Here is a 14,819-nt window from a genome sequence, read left to right as displayed (position 1 = left end):
GTCGTGGACGGAAGTGTCCTGGGAGGTCACGTCACTCCGTGAAGCTGGACGCCTCGGCGCGCGCGGCCGCGGCAGCGGCCTCCTCAGCGGCGAGCTCGGCCGGGTCGACGTCCTCGCACGTGAGCAGGTCCTCGTTGATCTCGCGGAGCGCGATCGAGAGGGGCTTCTCCTGGACGACGGTGTCGACGAGCGGGCCGACGTACTCCAGCAGGCCCTCGCCGAGCTGGGAGTAGTAGGCGTTGATCTGGCGGGCGCGCTTGGCGCTGTAGAGAACCAGCTTGTACTTGCTGTCGGTCTTGGTGAGCAGGTCGTCGATCGAGGGGTTGGTCACGCCCTCGGCGGCGATGTTGGGGGCAGACACAGCTGGAAGCCTCACAGAAGTCAGTTGGTGCAGAGGTCAGTCGGTGGTGGCTGGACCCTGGGCAGGGTCCGACTGAGGGTCGAACGTCATCAAGGTTACCAACTCGTCCGCCGCAGCGTGAACTTCGTGGTTGACGACGGTGACGTCGAACTCGGACTCGGCCGCCAGCTCCACCTTCGCCGTGGCCAGCCGGCGCTCCCGCTGCGCCTCGGTCTCGGTGCCGCGGCCGACAAGCCGGCGCTCCAGCTCCTCCCACGAGGGCGGTGCCAGGAAGACGAAGAGCGCCTCCGGCATCGTCCGCCGGACCTGGCGCGCACCCTGGAGGTCGATCTCGAGCATCGCCGGGTGGCCGGAGGCCAGTGCGAGCTCCACGGGGCCGCGCGGGGTGCCGTAGCGGTGGGTGCCGTGCACGGTCGCCCACTCGAGGAGGTCACCGCGCTCGATCATCGCGTCGAAGTCGTCGTCGGACACGAACCAGTAGTGGACGCCGTTCTCCTCGCCGGGACGCGGGTCGCGCGTCGTGGCGGAGACGGACAGCCAGACCTCGGGGTGGTGGCGGCGCACCTCGGCGGCGACGGTGCCCTTGCCGACGGCCGTCGGGCCGGCCAGCACGATCAGGCGAGACCTGCGCGGCTCGCTCAAGACTCCTCGTTGGGGCCGAACTCACGCTGGAGCGCGGCGACCTGCTTGATGCCCAGGCCCCGGACGCGGCGGCTCTCGGCGATGCCGAGGCGCTCCATCACCTGCCGGGCACGGACCTTGCCCAGGCCCGGCATCGACTGGAGCAGCTCCACGACGCGCATCTTGCCGATGACCTCGTTGTCGCGGCCCTCGTGGACGACGTCCATGATCGAGGCGCCCGAGTTCTTGAGCCGGTTCTTGACCTCGGCGCGCTCCCGTCGGGAGGCGGCGGCCTTGTCGAGGGCCGCCTGGCGCTGCTCGGGCGTGAGAGGGGGCAAGGCCACGAAACGGGTCCTTCTGGCAGTCGGGCTGGGCAACGCGGTCAATCTAGTCAGAACGACGGATGCCCTGCAATGCGGGGTACGACGCCGCGCGTGCCGCGAGACCGCCGACACACCGCGGTGGTGGCTACTGGCTCAACGGGGCCTTGCACACGTCGAGGGCCTGCTGCTCGATGCCGCCCATCGCCTCCACGGTCTCGGCCTGCCCGAGGTCGCGGGCGGCCGCCTCGATCGCCCGGCGGTCCTCCTCGGGGAGCCCGTCGGGGGTCGTCGCGGGGTCGTACGACGCGGGGTCGACGCCCGCGTCGTCGAGGGCCTGCTGGAGCGCCTCGAGCCGGGTGACGACCTGCGACCACTCGTCCCGGAGGTCGCTCGGGGCCTCCTCGCGCAGGTCCCGGTAGGCGTCGAGCGCACCGAGGACCGCGCCGGGCTGCTCGCTGGCGGCGATGTCGCTCAGCTCGGCCCGGTGGTCCTCCACCGCCTGGCAGTAGGTCTCCTGCTCGCTGCTGCACCCGGCGGTGAGCCCCAGGACGAGCGCCGCGACGGGCAGGACCCCGCCCCTCATGCGTCGCCGAGGGCGGAGACGGCGTCGTTGCCCCGGCGGGCCGCGTCTCGCAGGGCCGTGCGGTCGGGCCCCGCGGAGAGGACCTCGCGCGACGAGCTGGGAAGCACGTGGCGGGCGACGGGACCGAAGATCCGGCGGAGGTCGTCGACGGTCCCGCCCTGGGCACCGAAGCCCGGGGCCAGGACCGGACCGTTGAAGTCGAGGTCCTCCCCGCTGTCACCGATGGTGGCCCCGATGACGGCGCCGAGGTCGCCGAGCGGCTGCAGCCCGGCGTTGAGCGCGCGGAGGTGGCCGAGCACGGTGCCGGCGACGGTCCCCCCACCGGTGGACGCGTGCTGCACCTCGGGGCCCTCCTTGTTGGAGGTCAGCGCGAGCACGAAGACCCCGGCCCCGTGGCGGCGGGCCGTCTCGACCATCGGGTCGAGGGAGCCGAACCCGAGGTAGGGGCTGGCGGTGATGGCGTCGGAGGCCAGCGGCGAGGCCGGGTCGAGGTAGGCGTCGGCGTAGGCCTGGCTGGTCGAGCCGATGTCGCCGCGCTTGACGTCGAGCAGCACGAGCGCCCCCGCCGCGCGGGAGTCGGCGATGACCCGCTCGAGGACCGCCACCCCCCGGCTGCCGAAGCGCTCGAAGAACGCGCTCTGCGGCTTGACCACGCTGACCTCGGGGGCGACCGCGTCCACCACGGTGCGGGCGAAGGTCTCCAGCCCGGCGACGTCGTCGGACAGCCCCCAGTCGCGCAGCAGGGACGCGTGGGGGTCGATGCCGACGCAGAAGCGGCCGCGCTCCTGCATGGCCGCGTGCAGCCGTGCCCCGAAGTGGTCGCTCATCGATGATCCTCTCGGTCGTCGGCCGTGTCGCCGGCCGTGTCGTCGACGTGATCGTCAGTCAGGGCGGCGCGGATGCGCGCCACGGTGGTGGGGTCGTGGAGCAGTGCGGTGCCGACCTGGACGCCGACGGCGCCGGCGGCGAGGAAGGCGCGCGCGGTCCGGGGACCGTCGACACCCCCGCCACCCACCACCTCGACGTCCGGCAGGGCGGAGGTGACCTCGTGCACGCAACGCAAAGCCACCGGGGTGATGGCCGGGCCGGTCAGCCCGCCGGGGCGTCCGTCGGGCATGGCGGCCGGGACGGCGTCGCCGAGGACGACGCCGCTCGCGCCCGCGTCGTGGACGGCCCGGGCCCCCTCGACCGCGCGCGAGAGGTCCGGGCGCAGCTTGGCCAGGACCGGCCGGTCGGCGGGGAACTCGCGTCGCACAGCGGCGACCACGCTGGCCGCGTGGTAGGGCTCACGGACCTCGAAGAGGCCCTCCCCCGCCTGGTCGGGCGCCCCCAGGTTGACCTCGAGGCCCGCCACGCCGGGGGCCCGGCTGAGGCGACGCGCGAGCTCGGCGTACTCACCGATGGTGGCGCCGACGACGGACACGTGGACCCGCACGCCGGCCCGCACGAGCCAGGGCAGCTCGGTGGCGAGGAAGTGCTCGAGGCCGGGGTTCTGGTGGCCGACGGCGTGGACGAGGCCGCTGGGCGTCTCCGCGATCCGGGGCGTCGGACCGCCGGCACGCGGGTCGAGCGTGATCGAGCGGGTGACCAGGTCGAGGCCGTCGAGGTCGGCGTACGGCGCGAGCTCGCGGCCGGTGCCCCCGCACCCGCTCGCGACCATGACGGTGCCCCACCTCATCCGAGCTCACCCCAGTGGACCCGGTCACCGCGGACGACCGGTCCGTCGACGCAGGCGCGCACCCGTCGGGTGACGCCGTCCTCGGCGACCACCGGGACCGGGCAGCCCTGGCACAGGCCGGTGCCGCAGGCCATCGGGGTCTCGAGCGCGACCTGGCTCCAGGCGCCACGACGCTCGGCGGCGGCGGCCACCGCGGCGAGGGTGGTCGTCGGACCGGCGGCGTAGACGACGTCGGCGTCGGCGCGCTCGAGGATGGCCTCGACCTGCGACGGCACGTCGCCGCGCACGCCGACCGAGCCGTCGCGGGTGATGACGCTGACCGAGCGGGCGCTGCGGCGGGCCTCCAGCGCGGAGAGCAGGTGGCCCTCGTCGTCGGCAGCCAGGACCAGCGTGACGGGGCAGCCGCGCTCGCGCAGCCGGGCGGCGAGCGGGAAGAGCGGCGCCGCGGCGTACCCCTCGCCGACCAGCACGCAGGACACCGGCTCGCGGGGCAGCGCGAACGGACGCCCCAGCGGTCCGGTGACCGGTAGGCGGGCACCGACCGGGAGCTCGGCCAGCCAGGTGCTGCCGGGGCCGCGCGGCTCGACGACGACGTCGAGCGTCGGGCCGTAGGCACCCGTCTCCTTGACGCGGTGGATCCACAGCGGACGCCGGGCCAGACGACCGTCTCCGACGCTGACGGCCACGAAGTTGCCGGCCCGGAAGCGCTCCGGCAGGCCGGGCGCCGCGATCGTCAGGTGGCGGTAGGCGCCGGCCCGCTTGGTCGCCAGCACCTCGCCGACGACGTGCACCGGGCCGCGCACGGCCGGGGCGCCGGTGGGCTCGGAGGTCATGCCGACGGGAGCCCCGCGACGAGCGTCCGCGGCCACAGCGCGCCCTCGTAGACGAAGGCGGTGTAGCCCTGGACGAGGTCCGCCCCCGCGTCGAGGCGCTCGCGTGCGTCGGCCGGCGTGCTGATCCCGCCGACGCCGATGAGGGTCAGGTCGGGGCCGACCCGCTCGCGCACCGCCCGGAGCACCGCGGTCGCCCGCTCGCGCAGCGGGGCGCCGCTGAGGCCGCCGGCACCGATCCCCGCGACTGTGGCGGGGTCGGTGCGCAGGCCCTCGCGGGTGATGGTGGTGTTGGTGGCGATCAGGCCGTCCAGGCCGATGGCGACGGCGAGGTCGGCCACGGCCAGCACGTCCTCGTCGCTGAGGTCGGGAGCGATCTTGACCAGCAGCGGCACCCGGTCGTCGGGACGGACCTGGTCGGCGCGGCGGCGTACGGCGGTCAGCAGCGGCTCGAGGACCTCGACGGCCTGGAGGTCGCGCAGGCCGGGGGTGTTGGGCGAGCTGACGTTGACGACGAGGTAGTCGGCGTGCGGCGCGAGGAGGCCGGTGGACTTCTCGTAGTCGGCGATCGCGTGCTCGGCCGGCACGACCTTGGTCTTGCCGATGTTGATCCCCAGGACGGGCGCCCCCTCGGGGCGACCGCGACGGGCCAGCCGCGTCGCGACCGCCTCGGCCCCCTCGTTGTTGAAGCCCATCCGGTTGACCACGGCACGGTCGAGCGGCAGGCGGAAGAGCCGCGGTCGCGGGTTGCCGGGCTGGGCCTCGCCGGTCACCGTGCCGATCTCGACGTGCCCGAAGCCGAGCGTCCCGAGCGCGTCGATGCCGACGCCGTTCTTGTCGAAGCCCGCCGCGAGGCCGAAGGGGTGCGGGAAGCGCAGCCCCATCGCCTCGACCGGCCGCCCCGCGACGTCCGGAACCCGCCTGGTCACGGGCGCCGCCGCCCGGATCGCCCGGAACGCCGCGTGGTGCGCGCGCTCCGGATCGGCCCGGGTCAGCACGTGGTCGAAGAGCAGGCGGTAGGGACGACCCATCAGCGAGCGGTCCTCCCCCGCTGCCAGTCCTGCAGGCTGCGGACGCCGATCTCGCCGGCGGTCATCGCCTCGATGCCCTGCACCGCGGCGCCGAGGCCCTGCACGGTGGTGATGCACGGGATGTCGGCGAGCACGGCGGCCGTGCGGATCTCGTAGCCGTCGAGACGGGCCGAGCCGCCGGTGGAGTACGGCGTGTTGATGACCAGGTCGATGTCGCCGTCGCGGATGAGCTGGACGGTGGTCTTCTGGCCGTCCGGCCCCTCGCCCTCGTGGTGCTTGCGGACCACGGTGACGCTCACGCCGTTGCGGCGCAGCACCTCGGCGGTGCCCTTGGTCGCCAGGATCTCGAAGCCCCGGTCGGCCAGCACCTTGATCGGGAAGATCATGTTGCGCTTGTCGCGGTTGGCGACCGACACGAAGATCCGGCCGGTCGTGGGCAGCGAGCCGTAGGCCGCGGCCTGGGCCTTGGCGAAGGCGGTGCCGAAGTCGGCGTCGAAGCCCATCACCTCGCCGGTGGACTTCATCTCCGGCCCGAGGACGGTGTCGACGTTGCGGCCGTCGATCGTCTTGAACCGGTTGAACGGCATCACCGCCTCCTTGACCGCGATCGGGGCGTCGGAGGGCAGGTGCCCGCCGTCGGCCTCGGGCAGCAGGCCGACGGCGCGCAGCTCGGCGATGGTCTCGCCCAGCATGACGCGGGCCGCGGCCTTGGCCAGCGGGGTCGCTGTCGCCTTGGAGACGAACGGGACCGTGCGGCTGGCGCGGGGGTTGGCCTCGAGGACGTAGAGCACGTCGGAGCTCAGCGCGAACTGGATGTTGATGAGCCCCAGGACGCCCACGCCGCGGGCGATCGCCTCGGTGGCGTGCCGGATCCGGTCGATCTCGGTCTCCCCCAGCGTGATCGGCGGCAGCGCGCACGAGGAGTCGCCGCTGTGGATGCCGGCCTCCTCGATGTGCTCCATGACGCCGCCGAGGAACAGCTCGTGGCCGTCGAAGAGCGCGTCGACGTCGATCTCGACCGCGTCGTCGATGAAGCGGTCGACGAGCACCGGGTGCTCGCGGCTGATCTCGGTGGCCGCGTCGATGTAGGCGCGCAGCCGGCCGTCGTCGTACACGATCTCCATGCCGCGTCCGCCCAGGACGTACGACGGGCGCACCAGGACCGGGTAGCCGATGTCGTCGGCGATCTGCTTGGCGTCCTCGAAGGTGACCGCCATGCCGTGCTTGGGGGCCGGGAGCCCGGCGTCGGAGAGCACCTTGCCGAAGGCGCCGCGCTCCTCCGCGAGGTGGATCGCCTCGGGCGCGGTGCCCACGATCTTGACCCCGGCGTCGGCGAGGCCCTGCGCGAGCCCGAGCGGCGTCTGTCCGCCGAGCTGGCAGATGACCCCGGCGATCGGACCGGCCTGCTCCTCCGCGTGGACGATCTCGAGCACGTCCTCCAGCGTGAGCGGCTCGAAGTAGAGCCGGTCGGAGGTGTCGTAGTCGGTCGAGACGGTCTCGGGGTTGCAGTTGACCATGATCGTGTCGTAGCCGGCCTCGCTCAGCGCGAGCGAGGCGTGGACGCACGAGTAGTCGAACTCGATGCCCTGGCCGATGCGGTTGGGACCGCTGCCGAGGATGATGACCGCCTCCCGCTCGCGGGGCGCCACCTCGGTCTCCTCGTCGTACGACGAGTAGTGGTAGGGGGTCGTGGCGGCGAACTCGGCGGCGCAGGTGTCGACCGTCTTGTAGACGGGCCGCAGGCCGAGGGCCTGGCGGACGCCGCGCACGACGTCCTCGCGCATCCCCCGGATGCCGGCGACCTGGGCGTCGGAGAAGCCGTGCCGCTTGGCCAGGCGCAGCGTCTCGACGTCGAGCTTGGGGGCTGCGGCGACCTCGTCGGCGACCTCCTTGATGAGGAAGAGCTGGTCGACGAACCACGGGTCGATCGCCGTGTGCTCGAAGACCTGCTCGGGCGTGGCGCCGGCCCGGATGGCGTCCATGACGGTGCGCAGCCGGCCGTCGGTGGGGCGACGCGACGTCTCGAGGAGCTCGACGACATCGCCGGTCGGCTCGGCGAAGTCGAAGACCGCGCCCTTGCTCTCCAGCGACCGCAGAGCCTTCTGGAGGGCCTCGGTGAAGTTGCGGCCGATGGCCATCGCCTCGCCGACGCTCTTCATGTGGGTGGTCAGCGTGGTGTCGGCGCCCGGGAACTTCTCGAACGCGAACCGGGGCACCTTGACGACGACGTAGTCGAGCGTCGGCTCGAAGGACGCCGGGGTCTCGCGGGTGATGTCGTTGCGGATCTCGTCGAGCGTGTAGCCGATGGCGACCTTGGCGGCGATCTTGGCGATCGGGAAGCCGGTGGCCTTGGAGGCCAGGGCGCTCGAGCGGGAGACGCGGGGGTTCATCTCGATGACGATCAGGCGGCCGTCCTCGGGGTTGACGGCGTACTGGATGTTGCAGCCGCCGGTGTCGACGCCGACGGAGCGGATGATGTCGATCGCGAGGTCGCGCATCTTCTGGTACTCGCGGTCGGTGAGCGTCATCGCCGGGGCGACGGTGATGGAGTCGCCGGTGTGGACGCCCATCGGGTCGAGGTTCTCGATGGAGCAGATGATCACCACGTTGTCGGCGGTGTCGCGCATGACCTCGAGCTCGTACTCCTTCCAGCCGAGGATCGACTCCTCGAGGAGCACCTCGGTGGTCGGGCTGGCGGCGAGGCCGGCGCCGCCGATGCGGCGCAGGTCCTGCTCGTCGTACGCCATGCCGGACCCCGTGCCGCCCATGGTGAACGACGGGCGCACCACCATCGGGTAGCCGAGCTCCTCGGCCGCGCCGAGCAGGTCGTCCATCGAGTGGCAGATCACCGAGCGCGCGCTCTCGCCACCGAGCTCGGCGACGATCTTCTTGAAGACCTCGCGGTTCTCGCCGCGGTCGATGGCCTCGATGCTGGCGCCGATCAGCTCGACGCCGTACTTGTCCAGCACGCCCTGCTCCGCCAGCGACATCGCGCAGTTGAGCGCGGTCTGGCCGCCGAGGGTGGCCAGCAGCGCGTCGGGGCGCTCCTGGGCGATGACCTTCTCGACGTACTCGGGCGTGATCGGCTCGATGTAGGTCGCGTCGGCGAACTCGGGGTCGGTCATGATCGTGGCCGGGTTGGAGTTGACCAGGATGACCCGCAGGCCCTCCTCCTTGAGCACCCGGCACGCCTGGGTGCCGGAGTAGTCGAACTCGCACGCCTGCCCGATGATGATCGGCCCGGAGCCGATGACCATCACGCTCTTGATGTCCTCGCGCTTCGGCATCTCAGGCTCCCTTCCCGTCGTTGGTCGAGCGAGACCCCATGAGGTCGTTGAAGCGGTCGAAGAGGTACGCCGCGTCGTGCGGGCCGGCCGCGGCCTCCGGGTGGTACTGCACCGAGAAGCTGAGCAGGTCGCCCTCGGGCGAGCGCAGCTCGAGGCCCTCGACCACGTCGTCGTTGAGGCAGACGTGGCTGACCGTCGCCTCGCCGTACGGCGTGGTGGTGCTGCCCTCGAGGGGTGCGTCGACCGCGAAGCCGTGGTTGTGCGCGGTGACCTCGACCTTGCCGGTGGTGCGGTCCATCACCGGCTGGTTGATGCCGCGGTGGCCGTAGGTCAGCTTGTAGGTGCCGAAGCCGAGCGCCCGGCCGAAGAGCTGGTTGCCGAAGCAGATGCCGAAGTAGGGCAGGCCGCGGTCGAGCGCCGCCCGGAGCAGGTCGACCTGGGCCGTGGTGGCCGCCGGGTCGCCGGGGCCGTTGGAGAAGAACAACCCGTCGGCGCCGGTGGCCACGACCTCGTCGATCGAGGCGGTGGCGGGGAGCACGTGCACCTCGATGCCGCGCTCGCTCATCATCCGCGGGGTGTTGGCCTTGATGCCGAGGTCGATCGCCGCGACGGTGAAGCGCTTGTCGCCGACGGCCGGGACGACGTACGCCTCCTGCGTGGAGACGGCCTCGCTCAGGTTGGACCCCCGCATCTCGGCCGAGTCGCGCACCCGCTGGAGCAGGGCCGCTGGATCCGTCTCCGTCGTGGAGATCCCGACCCGCATCGCCCCACGCTCCCGCAGGTGGCGGGTGAGCGCGCGGGTGTCGACGCCGGAGATGCCGACGACGCCCTGGTCGCGCAGCGAGTCGTCGAGCGTGCGCTGCGAACGCCAGCTGCTCGGGACCCGGGCGGGGTCGCGGACGACGTAGCCGGCGACCCAGATCCGCGAGGACTCGGGGTCCTCGTCGTTCATGCCGGTGTTGCCGACGTGCGGGGCCGTCATGACGACGACCTGGCGGTGGTAGCTGGGATCGGTGAGGGTCTCCTGGTAACCGGTCATGCCGGTGGAGAACACCGCCTCACCGAAGGTCTCACCTTCGGCTCCGAAGGCATCGCCTCGGAAGGTGCGCCCGTCCTCGAGGACGAGCAGTGCGGGCGCGCGTACAGGCAACGCCGACCTCCTTCTCCGCCTCACAGGACGGATCGTTAAAGGATGTTTCTGCGTCGGTGACCCTACCAGCGACGGACGTGTGTCCGAGACCACGCACCACGCTCTGGGCAACCCGTCCCGGCGCAGGGCAGGGTGAGGACATACCCGCGGTATGCCTATCCCTGTGGCAGCCCCCCGACCGTACGGAGCCCTCGTTGATCCGCACCGCCCTCGTCGCCACCGGCGCCGTCCTCGCCTCTGCCGTGCTCGGACCGCTGGGCACCACCGTCCCGGCCCACGCCGGACCGACGATCCCGGTCAACTGCGCGCTCGAGGGCGAGGACGGCCTGGTACTGGCGTGGGACGACACCACCTACGTCGTGGAGGGCGTGTGCGGGACCGTGCGCGTCACGGCCGACGACGCGGTCGTCACGATGCCGACCGCCACCCACCTCGTCGTCACCGGCGAGCGCAACCGGGTCACCGCGAAGTCGCAGGGCGAGGTGGTCGTCACCGGTGCCGACAGCCGTCTCGACGTCACCTCCGCCGAGTCCCTGCTCGTCTCCGGCCCCCGCTCCACCGTCTCCTCGACCGGTCTGGTCGAGCAGGTACGCGTCACCACGACCGGTGTGTCCGTGGCCGCCGACCGCGTCCACGACGTCGTGCTGCGCGGGTCGGGCAACGTCCTCACCGCGCGTCGTGGCTTCACGACGAAGGTCGTCGGGGACGCCAACACCGTCACCCACCGCCGCCTCGACCGGCTGCGGGTCCGCGGCGACGACAACACCGTCGAGGTCACCCGCACGCGCCCCCGGATGCGCGTCACGGGCACCGGCAACGCGATCACCGTGCCCCGCCGGCGCTGACGCGCCTCACCCCAGCACCAACCCGCTCCCCTGCCACCGCCGCCGCAGCCAGCGGTCGTGGCTGGCCACCACGACGGTGCCGGCACTCGTGCCGATCGCCTCCTCCAGCTCGCCGGCGAGCGCCAGGGACACGTGGTTGGTCGGCTCGTCGAGGAGCAGCAGGTCCGGCCCGCCGGCCACGGCGACCGCCAGGCCCAGTCGCCGGCGCTGCCCGACCGACAGCGCCCCCACGGGACGCGCGTGGTCCCGCGGGTGGAGCAGGCCGAGCTCGCGCAGCGGTGGCGCGTCGCCGCCGGCCAGGGCGTCGTACGTCGCCCGCGCGCTGCGACCGGGCTCCGCGAACACGACGTCCTGGGCCAGCTCCGCCACGGTGCGTGCGCCCACCTGGGCGGTGCCCCGGTCGGGTGCCACCCGGCCGGCGAGGACACCCAGGAGGGTCGACTTCCCGGCACCGTTGCCGCCGCTCACGAGCAGGTGCTCACCGGCGTGCACGTCGAGGCGGTCGAGCTGAAGCCGCCCGTCGACGACGAGGTCACGCACGAGCACGAGCCGGTCGGTGTGGCCTCTCGCGGTGAGCCGACCCCCGAAGCGCAGCGGCGCGGGTGGCTTGCGCACCTGGTCGCGCTCGGCGACCTCGAGCCGGCGGCCGGCGTCCTTCTTGCGCCGGGCCAGGGTGCGGTCGACGCGGGATCCCTTGAAGGCGTGGACGAACTTGTCGTTGTCGGTCGGCCCGCGGCCGTGGGCGATCGCTCCGGTGCCGATCCGGGTCGCGGCCCGCAGCGTGTCGAGCTCCTCCTGCTGCGCAGCGTACGCCTCCTCCCAGCGCCGTCGGGCGTCGCGGCGGTGCTCCTCGAAGGCCGTCCAGCCGCCACCGAAGCGGCGTCCGCCCTCGCCGTCGGTGCCGAACGCGCTCGGGTCGAGGTCGACGAGGTCGGTGGCGACGTCGTCGAGGAAGACCCGGTCGTGGCTGGTGAACAGCACGACCCCGGGCAGGTCCGCGAGGAAGCCGGTCAGCACCTCCAGTGCCGCGTCGTCGAGGTGGTTGGTCGGCTCGTCGAGGAGCAGGCAGGTCGGCCGCGTCGTCATGATCGTGGCCAGGGCCAGCCGGGTGCGCTGGCCGCCCGACAGCGCCCCCACCCTCCGTCCCGGATCGAGGTCGGCCAGGCCGAGCCGGGCGGCCGCCACCTCGGCGCGCCGGTCGGCGTCCCACGCGTCGTGCGCCAGCGCCCACTCGAGGACCCGGTCGTACGCCGCGGCCGACGCGTCCCGGTCGGGCGCGGGGTCGCCGAGGGCGGCCGCCAGCCGCTCGACGTCGGCGACCGCCCGGCGCAGCGGGGCGAGGGTCCGGACGAGCACGTCGGCGATGGTGGCGGCGTCCGGGAACGGCGGCTCCTGGCCGAGGACCACGAGGTCGTCGGGGCGCTCGACCGAGCCGGTGACCGTGGCGGACGCCGGCAGGCGCCCGGCGACCGCACGCAGCAGCGTGGTCTTGCCGACGCCGTTCTCGCCCACCAGGCCGATGCGGCGGCCGGGCTGCGCGAGCAGGTCGATTCCCGAGAGCACGGGGCGGGCGGCGTACGAGACGGAGAGGTCGCGGACGACGAGGGGCTGGAGTGACATGGGCGGGCCTTCGCACAGTGCGGTGACTCGCCGGGCGCCCCGTGAGGGGCTGCAGCCGCGGGCGCGAGTCAGGTCAGGCCGGGATCCACATGATGGGGCGACGCTATCCGGACGCTCCTCGTCCTGCCACCCGTTTATGGTCTTGGCGTGCACGAGCTCACCCGCGAGCAGGCGCGTCGGATCGCGGTCCGCGCCCAGCTCCTCGACGCCGACCGGCCCAGCGACCTGCTGGCGGTGGTGCGCCACCTCTCGCTCCTGCAGGTCGAGCCGACGGCGGCCGTGGCCCCGAGCGCGCACGTGGTTGCGTGGTCGCGCCTCGGGGCGTCGTACCGGACGTCGATGCTGGAGGATCTGGTGGCGGACGGCTCGCTCGTGGAGCTGCACTCGATGCTCCGCCCGGCGGAGGACCTCGCCCTCCACCGCGCCGAGATGGCCGTCTGGCCGGGCGTCGGCGAGCTCGCGGAGTGGCAGGTCGCGCTGGCCGGCTGGGTGGAGGCCAACGACGACACCCGGCGCGACATCCTCGCCCAGCTGTACGACGAGGGGCCGTGCACCGCGCGGGTCCTCCCGGACACCACGCTGGTGCCGTGGCGGTCGAGCGGGTGGAACGACGACCGCAACGTCCGCAGGCTCCTCGACATGATGGTGCAGCGCGGCGAGGTCGCCGTGGCCGGCGCGGAGGGCCGCGACAAGCTGTGGGACCTCGCCGAGCGGGTCTACCCCGACGAACCCGTCGTGCCCCTCGCGGAGGCGTTCCGCATCCGCGGCGAACGGCGCCTGCGCGCGCTGGGCATCGCGCGGGCGCGCACCACCGTCTCCCCCGGCGAGCCCAACGACGTCGGCCCCGTCGGCGAGGAGGCGCGCGTCGAGGGACTCCGCGGCACGTGGCGGGTCGACCCGGCGTACCTCTCCGACCTCGACGCGTTCGAGGGTCGGACGGCGCTGCTGTCCCCGCTCGACCGGCTGGTGTTCGACCGCAGGCGGATGGCCGACCTGTTCGAGTTCGACTACGCGCTCGAGATGTACAAGCCGGCAGCGAAGCGACGCTGGGGCTACTGGGCGCTGCCAGTCCTCCACGGTGACGCACTGGTCGGCAAGGTGGACGCCACGGCCGACCGGGCCGACGGGGTGCTGCGCGTCGACGCCGTCCACGAGGACGGGCGGTGGAGCAGGGCGCTGCGCTCCGCGGTGGACGACGAGATCGGGTCCCTGGGTCGCTGGTCGGGACTGGTCGTCGAGCGTTCCTGACACTCTGGGTCCATGCGCACCGAGTCCATCGAGGGAGCGGCCCGAGCGGTGTCCGCCCTCGGCCTCCTCCAGCCCAGGATCGTCACCAGCGGCAACTTCGCCTCACCGGTCACCGTGCTCGCCGCCGTCCTGGCCGAGCTGCCGTCCGCGCGCCTCCACGCGCTCAACGCGCAGCCCGACCTGCCGCTGCACGACGGCGTGGTGCCGGAGACGACGTTCGTGGGTCCCGGGTTCCGCCGGCACCCCCGCCTCTCCTACGTCCCGTGCCGCCTCTCGATGGTGCCGCGGCTCTTCCACGGACCGCTCCCCCCGGACGTCGTCGTGGTGCACACCACGACCCCACACCGGGGCCGGGTGTCGCTCGGGGTGGAGGTCAACGTCCTGCCCGCCGCGATCGAGGCGGCCCGGGCGCGCGGCGCGCTGGTGGTCGCGCAGCTCAACCCGCGGATGCCGTGGACCTTCGGCGACGCCGAGGTGGACGTCGCGGACATCGACCTGGGCGTCGAGGTCGACGTGCCCCTGCGGACCCACCTGCCCACGGCTCCGGGGGACGACGCCCGGACGATCGGCGCCCTCGTGGCCGCCCAGGTCGGCGACGGTTCCACCCTGCAGGCCGGGATCGGCGAGGTCCCCGACGCGACCGTCGCCGAGGTCTCCGGGCGGCGCGGCCTGCGGGTCTGGACCGAGATGTTCAGCGACGGGGTGCTGGCGCTGGAGCGGGCCGGCTCGCTCGACCCGGACGTGCCGCTGACCACGTCGTTCGTCTTCGGCAGCGACGAGCTGTACGCGTGGATCGACAGCAACCCCCGGGTGCGGATGTCCCGGACCGAGGTGACCAACGCCCCCGCGGTGATCGCCCGGCAGCCGCGGATGACCTCGGTCAACACCGCGCTCCAGGTCGACCTCTTCGACCAGGCCAACGCGTCGCGCATCGGCGCCCGGATCCACTCGGGCTTCGGCGGCCAGACGGACTTCACCGTCGGTGCGAGCCACTCCCGGGGCGGGCAGGCGTTCCTGGCCCTGCGGAGCTGGCACCCCCGGGCCGACGTCTCGACGATCGTGCCTCTGGTGGACGAGCCGGTGACGTCCTTCCAGCACACGGCGGTCGTCACCGAGCAGGGCATCGCGTGGATGTGGGGCCGCGACGAGCGCACCCAGGCGCGCCACCTCATCGATCACGCCGCCCACCCGAGCGTCCGCGACGACCTCCGGGAGGAGGCGTCGGCGCTCGGGCTGGCGTGA

General features: G+C 73.2%; 14 protein-coding genes. 3 read left to right on the top strand and 11 right to left on the bottom strand.

Annotation, left to right across the window (positions count from 1 at the left end; all coding sequences use genetic code 11):
* Positions 1-31: 31 nt before the first annotated feature.
* From rpoZ to carA, 10 genes are all read right to left on the bottom strand, one after another.
* Complete coding sequence (rpoZ, locus tag ASG88_RS04095) at positions 32-361, bottom strand: DNA-directed RNA polymerase subunit omega (RefSeq protein ID WP_056886157.1); 330 nt, start codon at positions 359-361, stop codon at positions 32-34.
* A 36-nt stretch (positions 362-397) separates the two neighbouring features.
* Complete coding sequence (gene gmk, locus ASG88_RS04090) at positions 398-1,003, bottom strand: guanylate kinase (protein ID WP_056886156.1); 606 nt, start codon at positions 1,001-1,003, stop codon at positions 398-400.
* A complete protein-coding gene (mihF, locus tag ASG88_RS04085; RefSeq protein ID WP_056886155.1) occupies positions 1,000-1,326 on the bottom strand; it encodes an integration host factor, actinobacterial type in 327 nt (108 codons plus the stop codon). Before mihF ends, gmk begins: the two co-directional genes overlap by 4 nt.
* Positions 1,327-1,450: 124 nt before the next feature.
* Positions 1,451-1,888 carry a hypothetical protein gene (locus tag ASG88_RS04080; protein WP_056886154.1) on the bottom strand — a complete coding sequence of 146 codons (438 nt, stop codon included), beginning with the start codon at positions 1,886-1,888 and terminating at the stop codon, positions 1,451-1,453.
* Positions 1,885-2,715, bottom strand: a complete 831-nt coding sequence (gene pyrF, locus ASG88_RS04075) for an orotidine-5'-phosphate decarboxylase (protein WP_056886153.1) — start codon at positions 2,713-2,715, stop codon at positions 1,885-1,887. The genes ASG88_RS04080 and pyrF overlap by 4 nt, the downstream gene beginning before the upstream one ends.
* Positions 2,712-3,566, bottom strand: a complete 855-nt coding sequence (locus tag ASG88_RS04070; protein WP_056886152.1) for a tRNA-dihydrouridine synthase — start codon at positions 3,564-3,566, stop codon at positions 2,712-2,714. The genes pyrF and ASG88_RS04070 overlap by 4 nt, the downstream gene beginning before the upstream one ends.
* The gene (locus ASG88_RS04065; protein ID WP_157559545.1) at positions 3,563-4,399 is read right to left on the bottom strand and encodes a dihydroorotate dehydrogenase electron transfer subunit; all 837 of its coding nucleotides are present in this window, start codon (positions 4,397-4,399) and stop codon (positions 3,563-3,565) included. The genes ASG88_RS04070 and ASG88_RS04065 overlap by 4 nt, the downstream gene beginning before the upstream one ends.
* Positions 4,396-5,427, bottom strand: a complete 1,032-nt coding sequence (locus ASG88_RS04060) for a quinone-dependent dihydroorotate dehydrogenase (protein WP_056886151.1) — start codon at positions 5,425-5,427, stop codon at positions 4,396-4,398. Before ASG88_RS04060 ends, ASG88_RS04065 begins: the two co-directional genes overlap by 4 nt.
* On the bottom strand, positions 5,427-8,714 hold the full coding sequence (gene carB / locus ASG88_RS04055) for a carbamoyl-phosphate synthase large subunit (RefSeq protein ID WP_056886150.1): 3,288 nt from the start codon (positions 8,712-8,714) through the stop codon (positions 5,427-5,429). Before carB ends, ASG88_RS04060 begins: the two co-directional genes overlap by 1 nt.
* Position 8,715: 1 nt before the next feature.
* Positions 8,716-9,864 carry a glutamine-hydrolyzing carbamoyl-phosphate synthase small subunit gene (carA, locus tag ASG88_RS04050; protein ID WP_056886149.1) on the bottom strand — a complete coding sequence of 383 codons (1,149 nt, stop codon included), beginning with the start codon at positions 9,862-9,864 and terminating at the stop codon, positions 8,716-8,718.
* Positions 9,865-10,058: 194 nt separating this feature from the next.
* Between carA and ASG88_RS04045 the strand changes: the two genes are divergently transcribed.
* On the top strand, positions 10,059-10,709 hold the full coding sequence (locus tag ASG88_RS04045) for a DUF3060 domain-containing protein (protein WP_056886148.1): 651 nt from the start codon (positions 10,059-10,061) through the stop codon (positions 10,707-10,709).
* Between the two features lie 6 nt (positions 10,710-10,715).
* On the opposite strand, the gene ASG88_RS04040 is transcribed toward ASG88_RS04045, so the two are convergent.
* Positions 10,716-12,329, bottom strand: a complete 1,614-nt coding sequence (locus tag ASG88_RS04040; protein ID WP_056886147.1) for an ABC-F family ATP-binding cassette domain-containing protein — start codon at positions 12,327-12,329, stop codon at positions 10,716-10,718.
* A gap of 147 nt (positions 12,330-12,476) precedes the next feature.
* Between ASG88_RS04040 and ASG88_RS04035 the strand changes: the two genes are divergently transcribed.
* Both ASG88_RS04035 and ASG88_RS04030 read left to right on the top strand, forming a co-directional pair.
* Positions 12,477-13,577 carry a DNA glycosylase AlkZ-like family protein gene (locus ASG88_RS04035; protein WP_056886146.1) on the top strand — a complete coding sequence of 367 codons (1,101 nt, stop codon included), beginning with the start codon at positions 12,477-12,479 and terminating at the stop codon, positions 13,575-13,577.
* Positions 13,578-13,589: 12 nt separating this feature from the next.
* Positions 13,590-14,819: an acetyl-CoA hydrolase/transferase family protein gene (locus ASG88_RS04030; protein WP_056886145.1), complete on the top strand. Its 1,230-nt coding sequence runs from the start codon at positions 13,590-13,592 to the stop codon at positions 14,817-14,819.

Origin of the sequence: Nocardioides sp. Soil777 (genome assembly GCF_001428425.1) — a bacterium.
Lineage (GTDB): Bacteria > Actinomycetota > Actinomycetes > Propionibacteriales > Nocardioidaceae > Nocardioides > Nocardioides terrigena.
Note: the sequence above shows the minus strand (reverse complement) of the source record. Positions and strands in the feature narration are given on the sequence as shown.